Origin of the sequence: Serratia entomophila (genome assembly GCF_021462285.1) — a bacterium.
Lineage (GTDB): Bacteria > Pseudomonadota > Gammaproteobacteria > Enterobacterales > Enterobacteriaceae > Serratia > Serratia entomophila.
The window spans coordinates 1,170,323-1,188,590 of sequence record NZ_CP082787.1; the positions used below are offsets into that span (position 1 = coordinate 1,170,323).

General features: G+C 60.1%; 19 protein-coding genes and 1 tRNA gene. 8 read left to right on the forward strand and 12 right to left on the reverse strand.

Features of this window, described 5'->3' with window-relative positions:
* Positions 1–77: 77 nt before the first annotated feature.
* Positions 78–479 carry a Cu(I)-responsive transcriptional regulator gene (gene cueR / locus KHA73_RS05610; protein ID WP_234589644.1) on the forward strand — a complete coding sequence of 134 codons (402 nt, stop codon included), beginning with the start codon at positions 78–80 and terminating at the stop codon, positions 477–479.
* Here cueR and KHA73_RS05615 read toward each other — a convergent pair.
* Positions 476–937, reverse strand: coding sequence for an NfeD family protein (locus KHA73_RS05615; protein ID WP_234589645.1), 462 nt, complete (start codon positions 935–937; stop codon positions 476–478). The two genes, cueR and KHA73_RS05615, sit on opposite strands and share 4 nt — an antisense overlap.
* A gap of 2 nt (positions 938–939) precedes the next feature.
* The gene (locus KHA73_RS05620) at positions 940–1,845 is read right to left on the reverse strand and encodes an SPFH domain-containing protein (RefSeq protein ID WP_234589646.1); all 906 of its coding nucleotides are present in this window, start codon (positions 1,843–1,845) and stop codon (positions 940–942) included.
* A gap of 240 nt (positions 1,846–2,085) precedes the next feature.
* Here KHA73_RS05620 and cfa point away from each other — a divergent pair, with 240 nt between their 5' ends.
* Positions 2,086–3,237: a cyclopropane fatty acyl phospholipid synthase gene (cfa, locus tag KHA73_RS05625; RefSeq protein ID WP_234589648.1), complete on the forward strand. Its 1,152-nt coding sequence runs from the start codon at positions 2,086–2,088 to the stop codon at positions 3,235–3,237.
* 131 nt (positions 3,238–3,368) lie between these two features.
* Here the strand turns inward: cfa and KHA73_RS05630 are convergent, their stop codons facing one another.
* From KHA73_RS05630 to tesA, 3 genes are all read right to left on the reverse strand, one after another.
* Complete coding sequence (locus KHA73_RS05630; RefSeq protein WP_234589650.1) at positions 3,369–4,223, reverse strand: co-chaperone YbbN; 855 nt, start codon at positions 4,221–4,223, stop codon at positions 3,369–3,371.
* A gap of 78 nt (positions 4,224–4,301) precedes the next feature.
* The gene (locus tag KHA73_RS05635) at positions 4,302–5,078 is read right to left on the reverse strand and encodes an SDR family oxidoreductase (protein ID WP_234589651.1); all 777 of its coding nucleotides are present in this window, start codon (positions 5,076–5,078) and stop codon (positions 4,302–4,304) included.
* A gap of 25 nt (positions 5,079–5,103) precedes the next feature.
* Positions 5,104–5,742 (reverse strand): multifunctional acyl-CoA thioesterase I/protease I/lysophospholipase L1, encoded by a 639-nt coding sequence (tesA, locus tag KHA73_RS05640; RefSeq protein ID WP_234591192.1) that lies wholly within the window; start codon positions 5,740–5,742, stop codon positions 5,104–5,106.
* Here tesA and ybbA point away from each other — a divergent pair.
* The 3 genes from ybbA to KHA73_RS05655 all read left to right on the forward strand — a co-directional run bounded on the left by ybbA (position 5,713) and on the right by KHA73_RS05655 (position 10,629).
* Positions 5,713–6,399 (forward strand): putative ABC transporter ATP-binding protein YbbA, encoded by a 687-nt coding sequence (ybbA, locus tag KHA73_RS05645; RefSeq protein WP_234589653.1) that lies wholly within the window; start codon positions 5,713–5,715, stop codon positions 6,397–6,399. The two genes, tesA and ybbA, sit on opposite strands and share 30 nt — an antisense overlap.
* The gene (ybbP, locus tag KHA73_RS05650) at positions 6,396–8,828 is read left to right on the forward strand and encodes a putative ABC transporter permease subunit YbbP (protein ID WP_234589655.1); all 2,433 of its coding nucleotides are present in this window, start codon (positions 6,396–6,398) and stop codon (positions 8,826–8,828) included. The genes ybbA and ybbP overlap by 4 nt, the downstream gene beginning before the upstream one ends.
* Before the next feature lie 394 nt (positions 8,829–9,222).
* On the forward strand, positions 9,223–10,629 hold the full coding sequence (locus KHA73_RS05655; RefSeq protein WP_261082639.1) for a sugar porter family MFS transporter: 1,407 nt from the start codon (positions 9,223–9,225) through the stop codon (positions 10,627–10,629).
* Positions 10,630–10,699: 70 nt separating this feature from the next.
* Here the strand turns inward: KHA73_RS05655 and purK are convergent, their stop codons facing one another.
* The 4 genes from purK to ppiB all read right to left on the reverse strand — a co-directional run bounded on the left by purK (position 10,700) and on the right by ppiB (position 13,657).
* The gene (gene purK / locus KHA73_RS05660) at positions 10,700–11,767 is read right to left on the reverse strand and encodes a 5-(carboxyamino)imidazole ribonucleotide synthase (protein WP_234589657.1); all 1,068 of its coding nucleotides are present in this window, start codon (positions 11,765–11,767) and stop codon (positions 10,700–10,702) included.
* The gene (gene purE / locus KHA73_RS05665; protein WP_234589659.1) at positions 11,764–12,288 is read right to left on the reverse strand and encodes a 5-(carboxyamino)imidazole ribonucleotide mutase; all 525 of its coding nucleotides are present in this window, start codon (positions 12,286–12,288) and stop codon (positions 11,764–11,766) included. The genes purK and purE overlap by 4 nt, the downstream gene beginning before the upstream one ends.
* Before the next feature lie 141 nt (positions 12,289–12,429).
* The gene (gene lpxH, locus KHA73_RS05670) at positions 12,430–13,152 is read right to left on the reverse strand and encodes a UDP-2,3-diacylglucosamine diphosphatase (protein ID WP_234589660.1); all 723 of its coding nucleotides are present in this window, start codon (positions 13,150–13,152) and stop codon (positions 12,430–12,432) included.
* Between the two features lie 10 nt (positions 13,153–13,162).
* Positions 13,163–13,657 (reverse strand): peptidylprolyl isomerase B, encoded by a 495-nt coding sequence (gene ppiB, locus KHA73_RS05675; protein ID WP_025301816.1) that lies wholly within the window; start codon positions 13,655–13,657, stop codon positions 13,163–13,165.
* A gap of 299 nt (positions 13,658–13,956) precedes the next feature.
* Here ppiB and cysS point away from each other — a divergent pair, with 299 nt between their 5' ends.
* A complete protein-coding gene (gene cysS, locus KHA73_RS05680) occupies positions 13,957–15,342 on the forward strand; it encodes a cysteine--tRNA ligase (RefSeq protein WP_234589662.1) in 1,386 nt (461 codons plus the stop codon).
* Positions 15,343–15,401: 59 nt separating this feature from the next.
* Here cysS and ybcJ read toward each other — a convergent pair whose 3' ends face one another.
* Together ybcJ and folD are read right to left on the reverse strand one after the other, a co-directional pair.
* Complete coding sequence (gene ybcJ / locus KHA73_RS05685; RefSeq protein ID WP_234589664.1) at positions 15,402–15,614, reverse strand: ribosome-associated protein YbcJ; 213 nt, start codon at positions 15,612–15,614, stop codon at positions 15,402–15,404.
* 10 nt (positions 15,615–15,624) lie between these two features.
* Positions 15,625–16,491 (reverse strand): bifunctional methylenetetrahydrofolate dehydrogenase/methenyltetrahydrofolate cyclohydrolase FolD, encoded by an 867-nt coding sequence (gene folD / locus KHA73_RS05690; RefSeq protein WP_234589665.1) that lies wholly within the window; start codon positions 16,489–16,491, stop codon positions 15,625–15,627.
* A gap of 210 nt (positions 16,492–16,701) precedes the next feature.
* On the opposite strand from folD, the gene KHA73_RS05695 reads away from it, so the two are divergent.
* The gene (locus KHA73_RS05695; RefSeq protein ID WP_234589667.1) at positions 16,702–16,929 is read left to right on the forward strand and encodes a hypothetical protein; all 228 of its coding nucleotides are present in this window, start codon (positions 16,702–16,704) and stop codon (positions 16,927–16,929) included.
* 96 nt (positions 16,930–17,025) lie between these two features.
* Positions 17,026–17,102: transfer RNA gene (locus KHA73_RS05700), tRNA-Arg, on the forward strand.
* Between the two features lie 15 nt (positions 17,103–17,117).
* On the opposite strand, the gene KHA73_RS05705 is transcribed toward KHA73_RS05700, so the two are convergent.
* Entirely contained in the window at positions 17,118–18,248 is a 1,131-nt protein-coding gene (locus KHA73_RS05705) for an integrase (protein ID WP_234589668.1), read from the reverse strand.
* Between the last annotated feature and the right edge of the window lie 20 nt (positions 18,249–18,268).

Below are 18,268 nucleotides of genomic sequence, written 5' to 3' on the forward strand. Positions count from 1 at the left end.
AAAGGTTGACCGCTTGACCCGTTTTCACTAAGAATGAAGCTTAAACCTTCCAGCAAGGGGAAGGTCAAGGAGTGAAAATGAATATCAGCGACGTGGCGAAAAAAACCGGTTTAACCAGCAAAGCGATCCGTTTTTATGAGGAGAAAGGGTTGGTGACCGCGCCTATCCGCACCGACAACGGCTATCGCAGTTATTCCGCCAAGCATATCGATGAACTGACGTTGCTGCGCCAGGCGCGGCAGGTGGGCTTTAATCTGGACGAATGCCGCGAACTGGTGGCGCTGTTCAACGATCCGGCCCGCCACAGCGCCGACGTGAAGGCCCGCACCCTGCAGAAGGTGGCGGAAATTGAAAAGCACATCGGCGAGCTGGGCGAAATGCGCCAACGCCTGCTGGCGCTGGCGGAACAGTGCCCGGGCGACGAAGGGGCCGATTGCCCGATCATCAATAACCTGGCGGGGTGCTGCCGGCACAATTAGCGGCCGACGGCGCGGATCACCAGGGTGACGCCTTCTACCGCAATCACTTCCACCTCGGTGCCGACCGGCAGATCTTCAGCGGCCTGCGCGCGCCAGCTGCTGTCGCCGATGTTGATGCGGCCCATGCCGTTATGCATCGCTTCGGTCAGGGTGGCGCGGGTGCCGATCAGCTGGCGGTTGCGCTGGTTGAGCACCTGAGCGCCGCTGGCGGCGGCGGCCGGGCGCTGACGCAGCCAGTACCACCACAGATAGGCGACGATCACGGTCAGCGCGGCGAAGATGGTTCCCTGCCATTCCCACGGCAGCTGCGGCAGCAGCCAGACCAGCGCGCCGACGATCAGCGCCGCCACGCCGCTCCACAACAGATAACCGCTGGCGCCGAGCATTTCCGCCGCCAGCAGCACCCCGCCGAGGGAAAGCCAAAACCAGTGCGGGTTTGCTGCAATGAGCTCGACCATGGTTACTTGCCTTTATTTTCTTTCAGCAGTTCGGCGATACCGCCGATAGAGCCCAGCAGGCTGCTGGCGTCCAGCGGCATCATCACCACTTTACTGTTGTTGGATGAACCTATCTTCTGCAGCGCATCGGTGTATTTCTGCGCCACGAAGTAGTTCACCGCCTGAATGTTGCCACTGGCGATAGCGTCGGAAACCAGCTGGGTAGCGCGCGCTTCGGCTTCGGCGGCGCGTTCGCGCGCTTCCGCCTGCAGGAACGCCGACTGACGTTCGCCTTCGGCCTTCAGGATCTGCGATTGTTTGTCGCCTTCGGCGCGCAGGATCGCCGCCTGGCGCACCCCTTCGGCCTCAAGGATGTCGGCGCGTTTGGTCCGTTCGGCCTTCATCTGGGCGTTCATCGACGCGATCAGTTCGGCCGGCGGGCGCACGTCGCGGATCTCGATACGGGTGATCTTGACGCCCCAGGGGTTGGTGGCCTCGTCGACGATGTGCAGCAGACGGCTGTTGATGCTGTCACGCTGCGACAGCATTTCGTCCAGCTCCATCGAGCCGAGCACGGTACGGAAGTTGGTCATGGTCAGGTTGACGATCGCCTGCTCCAGGTTGCTGACCTCATAGGCGGCACGCGCCGGATCAACCACCTGAATGAAACACACCGCGTCGATGGCGACGTTGGCGTTGTCGCGCGAGATGATTTCCTGCGAAGGAATATCCAGCACTTGTTCCATCATATTGATTTTTCGGCCGATGCGGTCCATAAACGGCACCACCAGGTTGAGGCCGGGCATCAGCGTTTTGGTGTAGCGGCCGAAGCGTTCTACCGTCCATTGGAAACCCTGCGGCACAATTTTGACGCCGGCGAACACCACAATCAGCGCGACGACAATCACGATAGGAATAAAAGTAAACATGCAAACCTCCTGTCAGACATATGTAAACAGATATTACGCCAGCGGTCAGGTAAAGACTAATCATTCAGGGATCGATGACGAAGATTATGCCTAATTGGCATGTTCCCAATAATTTTAATTCATTTCATGACGTTGTCCGCATTGGCTAGAGTAAATGTCTCGCCGCTTTTAACTTCAAATATTTGTCATTTTTATTTGCGACTATGCTTTTTGAAATGACATCTCGCGCCAAGGATTGTTATGGATTCGATCAGTGTTGACGAACTCGCCTCAAAAAAAGATCGCTGGTATCGCATTGTGGAGGAAATGCTGGCGCAAGCCGGCATCGCCATCAATGGCAATCGCCCCTGCGATATCAAAGTGCATAACCCGGCGTTGTTCAAACGCATCCTGCAGGAAGGCTCGCTCGGCTTCGGTGAAAGCTATATGGACGGCTGGTGGGACTGCGATCGGCTGGATGGGTTATTTGCGCGCATATTGCAGGCCGGCGTCGATGAGCGGCTGCCGAAAAGCCTGAGCGACATTGCGCGCATCGCCTATGCCCGGCTGTTTAACCGCCAATCGCGCAAACGCGCCTGGCTGGTGGGCAAAGAGCATTACGACATCGGCAACGACCTGTTTCGGGCGATGCTCGATCCTTACATGCAATACTCCTGCGGCTACTGGAAACAGGCCGAGACGCTGGAGCAGGCGCAACAAGACAAATTGAAAATGATCTTCGAGAAGCTGCAGCTCAAGCCGGGCATGTCGCTGCTGGACATCGGCTGCGGCTGGGGCGGGCTGGCGCAGTACGCGGCGGAAAACTACGGCGTCTCGGTGCACGGCGTGACCATTTCGGCCGAACAGCAAAAGCTGGCGCAGGAGCGCTGCCGTGGGCTGGACGTCGAGATCCTGCTGCAGGATTATCGCGATCTGAACCGCCAGTTTGACCGCATCGTCTCGGTCGGCATGTTCGAGCACGTCGGGCCGAAAAACTACGACACCTACTTCAGCGTGGCGGCGCGCAACCTGAAGCCCGACGGCCTGTTCCTGCTGCACACCATCGGTTCGAATCAGACCGACCTCAACGTTGACGCCTGGATCGACAAATACATCTTTCCCAACGGCTGTCTGCCGTCGGTGCGGCACATTGCCGAAGCCAGCGAAGGGCGTTTCGTGATGGAGGACTGGCACAATTTCGGCGCGGATTACGACCGCACCCTGATGGCCTGGTTCGACAACTTCAAACGGGCGTGGCCGGCATTGTCCGGGCACTATTCCGAACGCTTCGAACGGATGTTCACTTACTATCTGAATGCCTGCGCCGGCGCGTTTCGCTCGCGCAATATTCAGCTGTGGCAGGTGGTGTTCAGCCCGACGGGCGTGGAGGGCGGGGTGCGGGTTTACCGCTAATCCCCCTCGTCTTTCCCGCCGCATCGTTGTTGGCTGCACGTTCGAACCCTGGTCACTTAGTTATCTAAGCTCCCAGGGCTTCTCACGTTTGCCGCCTGGATGCGACGAAAAATCCATTGGGGATGGCGGGATTAATATAATAAAGAATACAGCTGACGCCGATATTTGGCCGCCAGCGCGTCGCCGGTACCCAGCGCGGCCAGAATATCCATCAGCGTCTTGCGCGCATTGCCGTTGGCGGCGGCCAGATCTTTCTTCAGATGGCCCATCAGCAGCTCCAGCGCCTCTTCGTTGCGCCCGACCTGATGCAGCTGCAGCGCCAGCTGCACCGCCAGATCCACGTTGTCCGGCTGCTGCTGAACCTGTTGTTGCAGCTGCTGGATTTCCGGGGTGTCGGCCGCCTGCTTCAGCAGCTCAATTTGCGCCACCAGGCCCTGATAACGGGTGTCGCGGTCCTGCAATGGGATGGTCGCCAGCACCGCTTCGGCGTCTTCGCTGCGGTTTAGCGCGATTTGGGTCTCCGCCAACGTCAGGCCGATGTCGCTGCGCTGCTGGCTTGACTGCCAGGCGTCCTTCAGCAGCGGCAGCGCCTCGGCGGCCTTGCCTTCCGCCAGCAGTTCCATCGCCTGCGCCAGCTTCAGATCTTCTTCCTTCGGCAGGAAACGCTGCAGGAATTCGCGAATCACCTCTTCCGGCTGCGGGCCCTGGAAACCGTCGACCGGCTGACCGTCTTTAAACAGGTATACCGTCGGGATGGAGCGCAAACCAAACTGAGAGGCGATCATCTGTTCGGCGTCGCAGTCCACCTTGGCCAGTACGAACTGCCCGGCGTATTCCGCCGCCAGCTTGTCCAGCACCGGCGTGAGCTGCAGGCAGTGTTGGCTGCGCTCTGACCAGAAGTAGAACAGCACCGGAATGGACATCGATTGTTCCAGCGTCTGGTGCAGGTTAGTTTCGTTAATATCAACAACAGCTTGAGCTAGCATGTATTTTCTCTCTGATCTTGCGGAGCCATTGAGGTGTAGATGGGGGCGCGCCGCCATTCTTCAACCCCGGCGGCCAAATTAACCGTTGCTGCGCAGCAGCCAGTCCAGGCAGCGGCCCGGCAGGATACGGCGCAGCACGCTCAGCGCATGCGCCAGTAGGGTAACCGGGTAGCGCAGTTTGGCCCTTGGGCTTTCCAGCGCGTGGCGCAGCTTGGGCAGAATGGCCTCCGGCGGCAGCGTCAGGCGCCTGGCGATGCCGGGGTTATGCACCGGTTTGTCGCTCTGCGTTTGGTTGACGTTCTGGGTAAAGTGAGTGGCGATCGGCCCCGGTTCAATCAGGCTTACCTGAATGCCGCTGCCGTGCAGCTCCATGCGCAACGCATCGGACCAGGCTTCCAGCGCAAACTTGCTGGCGGCGTAGGCACCGCGACCGGCGCTGGACACCAGCCCCATCACCGAACTGGTTTGGATAATGCGCCCTTCGCCGTGCGGCAGCATCGCCGGCAGCAGCAGCTGGGTGAGCTGATGGGTGCCGAACAGGTTGGTGGCGAACTGCCGCTCCAGCTGGCTGCGCGAAATACTGCTCAGCGGGCCGTAAACCCCGAAGCCGCCGTTGTTGAACAGGCCATACAGGCGGCCCCCGGTCAGCGCAATCACCTGCGCCGCCGCGTTTTCGACGCTGGCGCTGTCGTCCAGATCCAGCTCGATGCCTTCCAGCCCAAGCTGACGCATGTTTTCCACGTCCTGCGGTTTGCGGCAGGCCGCCAACACCCGGTAGCCGCGGTTGCGCAGATCCTGCGCCGCAATCAGGCCAATTCCGCTGGAACAGCCGGTTATCAATACCGCTTTTTGCATAACTTTACCTAGAGTACGGCCCTATTTAATTAGACTCATGTTTTACTAGAGGTTCCAGACGTTCCGCCATCCAGGTGGCGATAAACGGCTGGGCGTCCCGATTGGGGTGCAATCCGTCGTCCTGCATCCATTCCGCTTTCACCACCACCTGTTCCATATAGAACGGCAGCAGCGGGATATTGAACTGCTTGGCCAGCGCCGGGTAAATTGCGCTGAACGCCTCAGTATAGCGGCGGCCGTAGTTCGGCGGAATGCGGATCTGCATCAGCAACGGCTGGGCGCCGGCCTGTTGCACCAGGGTGATGATTTGGCCGAGATCGCGCTGCAGGTCCTGCGCCGGGAAACCGCGCAGACCATCGTTGGCCCCCAGTTCGATCAGCACCCAGCGCGGTTGGTGTTGTTTCAACAGCGCCGGCAGGCGCGCCAGGCCCTGCGCCGCGGTATCGCCGCTGATGCTGGCGTTGACCAGCTGCGGTTCGCCCGGTTTTTTCTGCCATTGCCCGGCCAACAGCGTCGGCCAGGCTTGCGCTACCGGCAGGCGGTAGCCGGCGCTTAAACTGTCGCCCAAAATCAATAAGGTATCGGCGGCGACAGCGCGTAAACTGAATAATCCCAACAGCAAAAGGAAGGGAAGATGCCAGCGGAAAACGTTCTTGAAGTTCATCATCTTAGTAAACACGTTGGTCAGGGTGAGCATCAGCTCACCATCCTTACCGGAGTCGAGCTGGTTGTCAAACCCGCGCAGACAATTGCCCTGATCGGCGAATCCGGATCGGGCAAATCGACGCTGCTGGGCATCCTCGCCGGGCTGGACGACGGCAGCGAGGGGGCGGTGCATTTGCTGGGCGAGTCGCTGACCGCCTTGGATGAAGAGGGGCGCGCCGCGCTGCGCGCCAAAAACGTCGGCTTCGTATTCCAGTCGTTCATGCTGGTGCCGACGCTGAACGCGCTGGAAAACGTGCAGCTGCCGGCCCTGCTGCGCGGCGAGAGCGATCGCCAAAGCCGTGAGCAGGCGGTGCAGTTGCTGGAACAGCTGGGGCTGGGCAAGCGGCTCGATCACCTGCCGGCGCAGCTGTCCGGCGGCGAGCAGCAGCGGGTGGCGCTGGCGCGCGCCTTCAGCGGTCGGCCGCGGGTGCTGTTCGCCGACGAACCGACCGGCAACCTGGATCGCCAAACCGGCGAACGCATCGCCGACCTGCTGTTTTCCCTCAACCGGGATTTCGCCACCACCCTGATTCTGGTCACCCATGACGAAACCCTGGCGGCGCGCTGCCAGCGGCGGCTGCGGCTGCGTGAAGGCAAGCTGTGGGAGGAAGCATGATCTGGCGCTGGTTCTGGCGGGAATGGCGCTCCCCGTCATTACTGATCGTCTGGCTGGCGCTGACGCTGTCGGTGGCCTGCGTGCTGGCGCTGGGCAGCATCAGCGACCGCATGGACAAAGGGCTGAGCCAGCAGAGCCGCGACTTTATCGCCGGCGATCGGGTATTGCGCAGCGCGCATCCTGTGCCGGAAGGCTGGCTGCTGGATGCGCAGCAGCAGCGGCTGAAGGTGAGCCGCCAGCTGTCGTTCACCACCATGACCTACGCCGGTGACCGGCCGCAACTGGCGGACGTCAAGGCCACCGACCTGGCCTACCCGCTGTACGGCAAGCTGGAAACGCGCCCGGCCAACGCCAAACCTGAGCCGGGATCCGTGCTGGTGGCGCCGCGTCTGCTGGCGCTGCTCAACGTCAAGATCGGGGATATGCTTGAGGTCGGCGACACCCGCCTGCGCATCGCCGGGGAGATCGTTCAGGAGCCGGATTCCGGCTTCAACCCGTTCCAGACCGCGCCGCGCATCATGATCAACCTGGCGGACGTCGATAAAACCGGCGCGGTGCAGCCGGGCAGCCATTTGACCTATCGCTACATGTTCGCCGGTGCGCCGCAGGATATCGAACGCTACGAAGAGCGCCTGACGCCGCAGCTGACGCCGGATCAGCGCTGGTTTGGTCTGCAAGAGTCCGGCAGCGCGCTGGGCAAATCGCTGCAGCGTTCCCAGCAGTTCTTGCTGTTGTCGGCATTATTGACGTTGCTGCTGTCGATCGCCGCCGTGGCGGTGGCGATGAGCCACTACTGCCGCAGCCGCTATGATCTGATCGCGGTGCTGAAAACGCTGGGGGCAGGGCGCGGGGCGCTACGCAGGCTGATCGTCGGCCAGTGGCTGGCGGTGATGCTGTTGGCGGCGGTGTGCGGCGGGGCGATCGGGCTGGCGTTCGAGGCGCTGCTGATCCGCCTGCTGGCGCCGGTGCTGCCGGCGGCGCTGCCTGCGGCCGGCGCCTGGCCATGGCTGTGGGCGCTGGGCGCGCTGGTGATGATTTCGCTGCTGGTCGGTCTGCGGCCGTATCGGCAACTGCTGGCTACTCAGCCGCTGCGGGTATTGCGCCGCGACGTGGTGGCCAACGTCTGGCCGCTGCGTTATTTCCTGCCGGCGACGGCGGTGATTGTGGTGGCGCTGCTGACCGCGCTGATGGGGGCCAGTACGCTACTGTGGGCCATTCTGGCCGGCATCCTGGTGCTGGCGCTGCTGCTGGGCGGCATTGGCTGGGGCAGCCTGCTGCTGCTGCGCCGCATCAGGCTGAAGAGCCTGGCACTGCGGCTGGCGGTCAACCGCCTGCTGCACCAGCCGTGGGTCACCGTCAGCCAGCTGGCGGCGTTCTCTCTGTCGTTCATGCTGCTGGCGCTGTTGCTGGTGCTGCGCGGTGACCTGCTGGAGCGCTGGCAACAGCAGCTGCCGCCGGACAGCCCGAACTATTTCCTGCTGAATATGACCGAGGCCCAGGTGCCGCAGGTGCAGAGCTTCCTGCAGCAGCATCGAATCAAGCCGGAGACCTATTACCCGATCGTGCGGGTGCGCCTGACCGAGATCAACCAGCAGGTGGCCACCGAGCGGGTGCATGAGGACGATCCGGGCGGCGAGGCGGTCAACCGCGAGCTGAACCTGACCTGGCTGGCGCAGCTGCCGGATCATAACCCGCTGGTGGCGGGCAGTTGGCCGCCGAAGGCCGGCGAGGTGTCGATGGACCAAGGCATCGCCGGGCGCCTGAAGATCTCGCTGGGCGACACCCTGACCTTCAGCGGCGATACCCAATCCTTCAGCGCTAAAGTCACCAGCCTGAGGCAGGTGGACTGGGAAAGCCTGAAGCCGAACTTCTACTTTATCTTCCCGCCGGGCGCGCTGGACGGCCAGCCGCAAACCTGGCTGACCAGCTTCCGTTACGACGGCGACGGCCAGATGCTGACCCAGCTGAATCGCCAGTTCCCGACGCTCAGCCTGCTGGATATCGGCTCGATCCTGAAACAGGTCGGCGGCGTGCTGCAGCAGGTCAGCCGCGCGCTGGAGGTGATGGTGGTGCTGGTGGTGCTGTGCGGCGGTCTGTTGCTGATGGCGCAGGTGCAGGTCGGCATGCGGCAGCGGCGGCAGGAGCTGGTGGTGTACCGCACGTTGGGCGCCGGCAAGCGGCTGCTGCGCAGCACGCTGTGGTGCGAGTTCGCTTTGCTGGGGCTGGTGGCGGGCGTTGCGGCGGCGGTCGGCGCGGAAGCGGCGCTGTGGCTGCTGCAAAGCCGGGTGTTCGACTTCCCCTGGGCGCCGACGCCGGTGCTGTGGTGGGCGTTGCCGCTGTTCAGCGCGCTGTTGCTGTCGCTGTGCGGCGGCTGGCTCGGCGTGCGCCTGCTGCGTGGGCAAGCGTTGTTCCGCAGCTACGACGGGTAATTCGCCGCCAGCGGTGATCCGGCCCGTCACCGGGGCCGGATCCGCTTCCGATCTTCTTTCCGCTTTACCGTCGCGAGGCACCCCTGATTAACGCTCTCCCTGTCGCTGCTTTTGATTGCCAGTGAAATCGCTTACAAATTTTATGATGATCAGCTGAGGGAACGTTTAATTGCACGGCGTTAATGTTCTGCGTGTTTTATTTTTAAAGTGACGACAATAGAATAAGCGACATTTTATTAGCGGGTTACGAATTTTTTTAGCCGGTGCGGCGTTTTTCTTGCAATACAAAAATAATGTAACCGTTTCCACTAATGTGATCGCACTCACTTACCGTCAACGGATTGCCTCCTATCATGGCGCTAACTGATGAACGTTACCTATTATTGGAGGCTGTATGAGTGCTACCGCCAAAGCGGCGCCGGCTGCAAAAAGCCAGGATAATGCCGGTATGACTTTTTTCGTCTGTTTTCTGGCTGCGTTAGCCGGGTTGCTGTTTGGCCTGGATATCGGCGTGATTGCGGGCGCTCTGCCGTTTATTACCGAGTCGTTTAATATCACCAGTTCCCAGCAGGAGTGGGTGGTCAGTTCAATGATGTTTGGGGCGGCGGTCGGCGCGGTCGGCAGTGGCTGGATGAACTTCCGCCTGGGGCGCAAATACAGCCTGATGATCGGCGCGATCCTGTTTGTGGCGGGGTCGCTGTGTTCGGCGTTCGCGCCCGACGTGGAAATACTGATCGTTTCCCGCGTGTTGCTGGGGTTGGCGGTGGGCATTGCTTCTTATACGGCGCCGATTTATCTGTCTGAAATTGCGCCGGAGAAAATTCGCGGCAGCATGATTTCCATGTATCAACTGATGATCACCATCGGCATTTTGGCGGCTTATTTGTCAGACACCGCCTTCAGCTACACCGGCGCCTGGCGCTGGATGCTGGGGGTCATCACCATTCCCGCCGGGCTGCTGTTGGTCGGCGTGTTTTTCCTGCCGGACAGCCCGCGCTGGCTGGCCTCGCGCAACCGCCATGAACAGGCGCGGCAGGTGCTGGAAAAGCTGCGCGACAGCAGTGCGCAGGCGCAGCATGAACTGAACGAAATTCGCGAAAGCCTCAAGCTGAAGCAGAGCGGCTGGGCGCTGTTCAAAGACAATAAAAACTTTCGCCGCGCGGTGTTCCTTGGCGTTCTGTTGCAGGTGATGCAGCAGTTCACCGGCATGAACGTCACCATGTATTACGCGCCGAAAATATTCGGTCTGGCGGGTTTTGCCAGCACCGAGCAGCAGATGTGGGGGACGGTGATTGTCGGGTTGGTCAACGTGCTGGCCACCTTTATCGCGATTGGTCTGGTTGACCGCTGGGGCCGTAAGCCGACGCTGATCCTCGGTTTTATCGTGATGGCGGTCGGTATGGGCGCGCTGGGGAGCATGATGAGCCTCGGCATGAGTACGCCGGCGATGCAATACTTCGCTGTCATTATGCTGCTGATGTTTATCGTGGGTTTCGCCATGAGCGCCGGCCCGCTGATCTGGGTGCTGTGCTCGGAGATCCAGCCGCTGAAAGGCCGCGATTTCGGCATTACCTGTTCTACCGCCACCAACTGGATCGCCAACATGATCGTCGGGGCGACCTTCCTGACCATGCTGAATTCGTTGGGCAGCGCCTACACCTTCTGGGTTTACGCGGCGCTCAACGTGCTGTTTATCTTCATCACGCTGGCGCTGATCCCGGAAACCAAAAATATCTCGCTGGAACATATCGAACGCAACCTGATGGCCGGCAAACCGCTGCGTAAAATCGGCTCGCGTTAATCTCTGCGGCAACAAAAAAGGGTGCAGTTCAAAAGTGAACTGCACCCTTTTTGTGTTATCGGCGGTAGGCTTAAACCAGCTTCTGCTGCGCCCAGGCCAGGCCGCTTTGGTATTCACCCGGCAGCAGCGGCGCCAGTTCCCGCAGCGCCTGTTGCAGGGCGGCCGCGCTCGGATCGTTGAGGTTCAGGTGGCCAACCTTGCGGCCCGCACGCACCTCTTTCTCGTACCAGTGCAGGTGCACCAGCGGCAGCGCCAGCCACTGCTGATTCACCGCCGTGCCGATCAGGTTAACCATCACCGACGGGGTGCTCACCACCGGCTTCGGCAGCGGCAGCGCGAGAATGGCGCGCAGATGCAGCTCAAACTGGCTGATGGAGGCGCCATTTTGCGTCCAGTGGCCGCTGTTGTGCACCCGTGGGGCCAGCTCGTTAATCAGCAGACGATCGCCGACAATAAAGCACTCCATCGCCATCACGCCGACGTAGTTCAGCTCGTTCAGGATCGCCGCCAACATCTGTTCGGCCTGCTGCTGCAGCGCCGCATTGGGCTGCGGCAACGCCACACTGGCGCGCAGGATGCCGTCTTCATGCAGGTTGTGGGTCAGCGGATAAAACACCGAGTGGCCGTCATGCCCGCGCGCGCCAACCAGCGACACTTCACCGGAGAAGTTGATGCCCTGCTCGACGATGCACTCACCGTAGGCGTCGGCCGGCAGCTCGGCTTCCTGGCCCGGGCGCAGGCGCCATTGGCCGCGGCCGTCGTAACCGCCGACGCGGCGTTTGACGATCGCCAGTTCGCCGAGGGTGGCGAACACCTGCGGCCATTCGGCGGCGCCGGCCAGCAGCTGCCAGGGGGCGGTAGCCAGGCCGAGCTGATCGAGCAACTGTTTTTGCGTCAGGCGATCGGCCAGGCGCGGGAAGATGTCGCGGTTAACGAAGCTGCTGTGGATCGCCAGTTCGCGGGTTAGCGCGGTTTCTGGCCAGCGTTCGATTTCGGCGGTGATAACGCTGTTTTGGTAGGGCACGGCTTCCGGCTCGGCGTCGAGGCCGACCGGATAGACGGCGATGCCCAATGGTTCGCCGGCCTGGCGCAGCATGCGCCCCAGCTGGCCGTTACCCAGTACGCAAACCGGCTTCATGCTTCCTCCCGCGGATCCGGGTTATTCAGCACTTCTTCGGTCTGCGCGCGGCGCCAGTCCGCCAGCCGCTGCGCCAGCGCGGCGTCGTGCAACGCCAGGATCTGCGCCGCCAGCAGGCCGGCGTTGGCCGCGCCGGCTTTGCCGATCGCCAGGGTGCCGACCGGGATGCCGCGCGGCATCTGCACGATGGAATACAGGCTGTCGACGCCGCTCAACGCGGCGCTTTGCACCGGCACACCCAGCACCGGAACCAGGGTTTTCGCCGCCAGCATGCCCGGCAGGTGCGCAGCGCCGCCCGCACCGGCGATGATCACGTCAAAACCGTTGGCGCCGGCCTGTTCGGCGAAGCTGAACAGCTTGTCTGGCGTGCGATGAGCGGAAACGACTTCGACATGAAACGGGACATCGAGCATGGTCAGGACTTCGGCCGCGAACGCCATGGTGGCCCAGTCACTTTTCGATCCCATTACAATTGCGATTTTAACCTCAGCGTGGGTGGCTGAAGCGGCGTTGGCTCCCATGGGTGTAAGGCTCCTGTGATTATGCAAGCGTCGGCCGCAGGGGCCGAATGAGGGCGTAGAGCATACCATGAGCGCGCGGCGAGGAAAACGGTTGCGTCGCCGGTTTTCGCCGTCGAAATCGCGAATTTTTTACGTGGCGGGTCAGAACGGGAACTGGATCAGCTCGACGGCGTCTGCGCTGACTTTGATCATCGAACCTTCAACGTGCCAGGCGCCCAACACCGCGCGCTGGGCCTCGCCGTCGTTGAGGCTCAGCCGGTGCACCGCCGGGCGATGGGTGTGGCCGTGGATCATCCAGTGCACGCCGTGGCGCTGCATCGCGCGCTCAACCGCCTGCGGGTTGACGTCCATGATGGCTTGCGGCTTGTACTGGTTGGTTTGCTGGCTGCGGGCGCGCATTTTGGCGGCGATCTTCAGCCGCCAGCGCAGCGGTAGGGCCAGAAACAGCTTTTGGATCAGCGGATTGTGCACCTTGCGACGGAACTTCTGATAAGCCTGATCGTCGGTGCAGAGGGTATCGCCGTGCAGGATCAGCACCCGGCGGCCGTACAGCTCAAGCACTTTTTCTTCCGGCAGCAGCTGCATGCCGCTGGCGCGGGCGAAGCGCTTGCCTAACAAAAAATCGCGGTTGCCGTGAATGAAGTAGCAGGGTACGCCTGCCTGTTGCAGCGCCTTCAGCGCCGCGGCGACTTCAGCGTGCAGCGGCTCGGGATCGTCATCGCCGATCCAGGCTTCAAACAGATCGCCGAGAATGTACAGCGCATCGGCGTGGACCGCTTCGCGCCGTAAAAAACGCAGAAAACCGGCAGTGATTGCCGGTTCCTGTGCGCACAAGTGCAAGTCTGCGATGAACAGCGTACTCATGCAGCCGCGATTACTCGCTGACGGTAACGCTGTTGATCACAACGTCTTCTACCGGAACGTCCTGGTGCATGCCGCTGCGGCCAGTTTTCACGCCTTTGATCTTGTTGACTACGTCCATGCCTTCAACCACTTCGGCAAATACGCAGTAGCCCCAACCCTGCGCGTTTTCGCCGCGGAAGTTCAGGAAGTCGTTGTCTGCCACGTTGATGAAGAACTGTGCGGTCGCGGAGTGCGGATCGTTGGTGCGCGCCATTGCCAGGGTGCCGATGGTGTTTTTCAGGCCGTTGTTGGCTTCGTTTTTGATGGTCGCGTTGGTGGCTTTCTGATTCATGCCAGGCTCAAAACCGCCGCCCTGGATCATGAAGCCATTGATAACACGGTGGAAGATGGTGTTGTCGTAGAAGCCTGCGCGGCAGTAGTTCAGGAAGTTTTCAACGGTAACCGGCGCTTTGTCAGCAAAAGTTTTGATAACGATGTCGCCGTGATTAGTGTGGAAAGTAACCATAGTTTTAGTCCTAACAAGATAAAGTGAGACGTCACGTAGAGCGGGTGAACATTCAGACCGACCTTATAACATATCTCCCAGACTGAGTCAGCAGGGGCTAAACCTGGCGCTGTGTGCGGCAAATTTTTTTGTTATAATATAACAGATTCACCGATCGCGAATTTTTCACCGTTTTCAATGGCCCAGCCCGGCAAAGCATGGCCTTAACCTTGCATTAGATCGGCCTTCGGGTTTCAATACGCTACTGGGTGAACAGCCTAATTACATTTTTGTTATCACGCACACCACGGAATGTCCCGATGCTAAAGATTTTTAATACCCTGAGTCGTCAAAAAGAGGAATTCAAACCCATTCATGCCGGTAAAGTTGGCATGTACGTGTGCGGGGTAACCATCTATGACCTGTGTCATATCGGCCACGGGCGTACCTTTGTCGCTTTCGACGTGGTGGCGCGCTACCTGCGCTATCTCGGCTATTCGCTGGACTATGTGCGCAACGTGACCGACGTGGACGACAAAATCATTCGCCGCGCGGCGGAAAACGGCGAAACCTGCGATCAACTGACCGAGCGCATGCTGGCGGAAATGCACGCCGACTTCGATTCGCTGCTGATTGAGCGCCCGGACCAAGAGCCGCGCGCCACCCAGCATATCGCCGAGATCATCGAGATCACCCAGCGCCTGATCGATCGCGATCACGCCTACGTGGCCAGCAACGGCGACGTGATGTTCTCGATCGACAGCGACCCGCAGTACGGCCTGCTGTCGCGCCAGGATCTGGACCAGCTGCAGGCCGGCGCGCGCGTTGAAATCGACGACGTGAAGCGCAACCCGATGGACTTCGTGCTATGGAAGATGTCCAAGCCGGGCGAACCGAGCTGGCAGTCGCCGTGGGGCGCAGGCCGCCCGGGCTGGCATATCGAGTGTTCCGCCATGAACTGCAAGCAGCTTGGCACCCATTTTGACATCCACGGCGGCGGTTCCGATCTGATGTTCCCGCACCACGAGAACGAGATAGCCCAGTCCAGCTGCGCGCACGACGGCCCGTACGTCAACTACTGGATGCACTCCGGCATGGTGATGATCGACAAAGAGAAGATGTCCAAATCGCTGGATAACTTCTTCACCATCCGCGACGTACTCAGCCATTACGACGCCGAGACGGTGCGTTACTTCCTGATGTCCGGCCACTATCGCAGCCAGCTGAACTACAGCGAAGAGAACCTGAAGCAGGCGCGCACCGCGCTGGAGCGTTTGTACACCGCGCTGCGCGGCACCGACGCCAGCGCCCGGCCGGCCGGCGGCGAAGCCTTCGAAGCCCGTTTCCGCGAGGCGATGGACGACGACTTCAACACCCCTGAAGCCTATTCGGCGCTGTTCGATCTGGCGCGCGAAGTCAACCGCCTGAAGGGTGAAGACATGGCGGCGGCCAACGGCATGGCGGCGCAACTGCGCAAGCTGGCGAAGGTGCTCGGCCTGTTGCAGCAGGAGCCTGAACAGTTCCTGCAGAGCGGCGCCAAGGCTGACGACGGCGAAGTGGCGGAAATTGAAGCGCTGATCAAGCAGCGCAACGATGCGCGCAAAGCCAAGGACTGGGCGCTGGCGGATGCCGCGCGCGATCGCCTGAATGAGATGAACATCGTGCTGGAAGATGGCCCGCAGGGCACCACCTGGCGCCGTAAGTAAGGCGGCGGGAAGCAAACAAAAAAGGCGCTGAACTCAGCGCCTTTTTCTATGGGACGGGGTTAGGGTTTGACCGTCACTTTTCCGCCGTTAAACGCCACCACCTGATCGGCGACGATTTTGCAGCGCTTGCGGGTTTCGACTTTGCCGTCCACCAAGACCCGCCCTTCGGCGATCGCTTCTTTCGCGGCGCCGCCGCTTTCACACCAGCCCTGGAACTTCAGCAGATCGCAGAGTTCGACATGGGGGTGATTATCCAGATTGAAAATTTCCATACTGCCTTACTTATTTAGGTTGAACGTCGTGATATTCCTCGCAGGCCTGCAAGGTATTTTGGATCAGTGTAGCAACGGTCATCGGGCCAACGCCACCCGGCACCGGGGTAATGTAGGCGGCGCGTTGGCTGGCGGCGTCGAAATCCACGTCGCCGACCACTTTGCCGCTTTCCAGCCGGTTGATGCCGACGTCCACCACGATGGCGCCCGGTTTGATCCAGTCGCCCGGAATAAAGCCCGGCTTACCGACCGCCACTACCAGCAGATCGGCGTTTTCAACGTGATGACGCAGGTTCTTGGTAAAGCGGTGGGTGACGGTGGTGGTGCAGCCGGCCAGCAGCAGCTCCATGCTCATCGGCCGGCCGACGATGTTGGACGCGCCGACCACTACGGCGTTCAGGCCGTAGGTATCGATGTTATAGCGCTCCAGCAGGGTGACGATGCCGCGCGGGGTGCACGGGCGCAGCTTGGGCGCGCGCTGGCACAGGCGGCCGACGTTGTACGGGTGGAAACCGTCGACGTCTTTGTCGGGATGAATGCGTTCCAGCACCTTGACGTTATCGATGCCGGCCGGCAGCGGCAGCTGCACCAGAATGCCGTCGATTTCCGCGTCGGCGTTCAGCTGGTCGATCAGCGCCAGCAGTTCAGCTTCACTGGTGGTGACGGGCAGATCGTAGGAGCGGGAGAGAAAACCCACTTCATCGCAGGCGCGGCGTTTACTGGCGACATAAATCTGCGAGGCCGGGTTTTCACCGACCAGCACCACCGCCAGGCCCGGGGCGCGTTTACCTGCCGCCAGACGTTGTTTAACTTGCTCAGCCACTTCGTTTCTAACCTGCTGCGCAATCGTTTTACCATCAATAATCTTTGCTGCCATCGGTGAGGAAATCCATCAATTAAGAAAAGCGGGGATGGCGCTATTTTGTCAGAAGCTGAGCGCGCTGTCAGGCGCAGAATCACCCGGTTGCCGTTTGCCCCTGCCGATTTACGCTTTTTTTATACCAACAGAATGATCCTCTACGCCTTTTTTATCTGCGCCTGGGTAAGCTGAGATCATGAACGTCAGGGGAGTGGGGGAGGACAAATCATGATGGCCATCATCCGGCTTTACCCTTTGCATCACCAGGCGAACAGCCTGCCGGAACCGCCGAAGCACGTGGGGGAAACGGTATTCGACTCTTCGCTGCATCCGGCGGAGATGGCGCAGCTGATTGCGCTGCACCAGCTCGGCAGGCGTGAAGCCCGGCCTTCGTGGCGGCTGCGCCTGAGCGCGTGGTACCGGAGGCTGCAGGCAATGGCTGAAAAAACGCCATAAAGCGCGGCTACCGCCGTAACGTCATGAAAAGGCATTGACTCAATGATCTCTGACCGTATAATCCCAACCCGCAACCACAGGTTGCCGCATCCCCATGCGCCCTTAGCTCAGTTGGATAGAGCAACGGCCTTCTAAGCCGTAGGTCACAGGTTCGAGCCCTGTAGGGCGTACCATTAAGTATCAATGAGTTACGCCTTTCGTCCCGTCTTATCAATTTCATCATGGGACAGATTTGGGACTAAACCTCCGAAAATCGCATCAATTTGCCTCGCATGCTCAGTTAGATGGTTAGGTGCAAGGTGAGCATATCTCTGGACCATTTCTATGCTCTCCCAGCCGCCCATTTCCTGAAGCGCAGAAAGCGGAACCCCGGATTGGATCAGCCAGCTAGCCCATGTGTGTCGAAGATCATGGAAACGGAAATCATCAATGCCAGCGCGCCTTAACGCCGCACGCCACGCAGTGTTAGAATCTACTCGCATTTTCCTCACTGGGTCTTTGTGAACGAACACCCAGCGATGATGATTTCCTATTTGTCTCCGCAGAACGGCGCAAGCGGTGTCGTTGAGGGCGACGCCAATTGCCCGTCCTGATTTGCTATCCTCTGGATAAATCCAAGCCACCTTCCTTTGCATGTCGATCTGCGACCATGCAAGCTCGATGATGTTAGACCGTCGAAGGCCAGTAGTAAGAGCGAACTCCACGGTGGATTTAAGTGGCTCAGGACACTCATCAATAAGCCTTTGCGCCTGAGCTGGCTCAAGCCACCTGACACGCTTATTCCTTTCCTGTGGCACCTTGATAACAGGTGACTTCTCTATCCACTTCCAATCTCGCTCTGCAGCACGCATTAATGCCTTCATGAGTGCCAGATGTTTGGCCTTGGTTGAGGTAGATACAGCCTCAGCCTTCCGTGGCTCAATCTCAATTCCCTTCTTGGCAAGAGCTTCAGTTCTTAGCGCCCACCTTTCTTCTGCCTTCCTATTCGTCATCCTGCTAACTGCTGTGTAAATCTTTGCCTCAGTTATGTCCTTCAGCAAAATCCCTTCAAAATGAATGAGCCAGAATCCGATCCGGCCCTTGTCTGCATCGAGTGATTTCTTGTGCGCCTTTTCTTCCAGCCAGCGCAAGCACGCCTCTTCAAATGTGACTTCAGGGAAATCTCCAAGTCGGTCTATTCTCCAAAGTTCAGCTTTTCTGCGGTCGTGCAACTCCTGCGCTTGGCGTCTGTCCTTAGTCCCAAGCGACTCCTTAATTCTTTTGCCGCTTGGCGACGTGTAACTCCCGTACCAGGTTTCCCCTCGGCGGAATAATGACATGCTGCTTTCTCCTCATGTGC

Coding starts and splice junctions, on each gene's coding strand:
- ybcJ (WP_234589664.1), bottom strand. CDS start 15,614: ATGGAAATTTTCAATCTGGATAATCACCCCCATGTCGAACTCTGCGAT.
- tesA (WP_234591192.1), bottom strand. CDS start 5,742: ATGAACTTCAAGAACGTTTTCCGCTGGCATCTTCCCTTCCTTTTGCTG.
- KHA73_RS05705 (WP_234589668.1), bottom strand. CDS start 18,248: ATGTCATTATTCCGCCGAGGGGAAACCTGGTACGGGAGTTACACGTCG.
- KHA73_RS05630 (WP_234589650.1), bottom strand. CDS start 4,223: ATGCTAGCTCAAGCTGTTGTTGATATTAACGAAACTAACCTGCACCAG.
- ybbP (WP_234589655.1), top strand. CDS start 6,396: ATGATCTGGCGCTGGTTCTGGCGGGAATGGCGCTCCCCGTCATTACTG.
- KHA73_RS05615 (WP_234589645.1), bottom strand. CDS start 937: ATGGTCGAGCTCATTGCAGCAAACCCGCACTGGTTTTGGCTTTCCCTC.
- ybbA (WP_234589653.1), top strand. CDS start 5,713: ATGCCAGCGGAAAACGTTCTTGAAGTTCATCATCTTAGTAAACACGTT.
- purE (WP_234589659.1), bottom strand. CDS start 12,288: ATGGGAGCCAACGCCGCTTCAGCCACCCACGCTGAGGTTAAAATCGCA.
- cysS (WP_234589662.1), top strand. CDS start 13,957: ATGCTAAAGATTTTTAATACCCTGAGTCGTCAAAAAGAGGAATTCAAA.
- lpxH (WP_234589660.1), bottom strand. CDS start 13,152: ATGAGTACGCTGTTCATCGCAGACTTGCACTTGTGCGCACAGGAACCG.
- cueR (WP_234589644.1), top strand. CDS start 78: ATGAATATCAGCGACGTGGCGAAAAAAACCGGTTTAACCAGCAAAGCG.
- folD (WP_234589665.1), bottom strand. CDS start 16,491: ATGGCAGCAAAGATTATTGATGGTAAAACGATTGCGCAGCAGGTTAGA.
- ppiB (WP_025301816.1), bottom strand. CDS start 13,657: ATGGTTACTTTCCACACTAATCACGGCGACATCGTTATCAAAACTTTT.
- KHA73_RS05620 (WP_234589646.1), bottom strand. CDS start 1,845: ATGTTTACTTTTATTCCTATCGTGATTGTCGTCGCGCTGATTGTGGTG.
- KHA73_RS05635 (WP_234589651.1), bottom strand. CDS start 5,078: ATGCAAAAAGCGGTATTGATAACCGGCTGTTCCAGCGGAATTGGCCTG.
- KHA73_RS05655 (WP_261082639.1), top strand. CDS start 9,223: ATGAGTGCTACCGCCAAAGCGGCGCCGGCTGCAAAAAGCCAGGATAAT.
- purK (WP_234589657.1), bottom strand. CDS start 11,767: ATGAAGCCGGTTTGCGTACTGGGTAACGGCCAGCTGGGGCGCATGCTG.
- KHA73_RS05695 (WP_234589667.1), top strand. CDS start 16,702: ATGATGGCCATCATCCGGCTTTACCCTTTGCATCACCAGGCGAACAGC.
- cfa (WP_234589648.1), top strand. CDS start 2,086: ATGGATTCGATCAGTGTTGACGAACTCGCCTCAAAAAAAGATCGCTGG.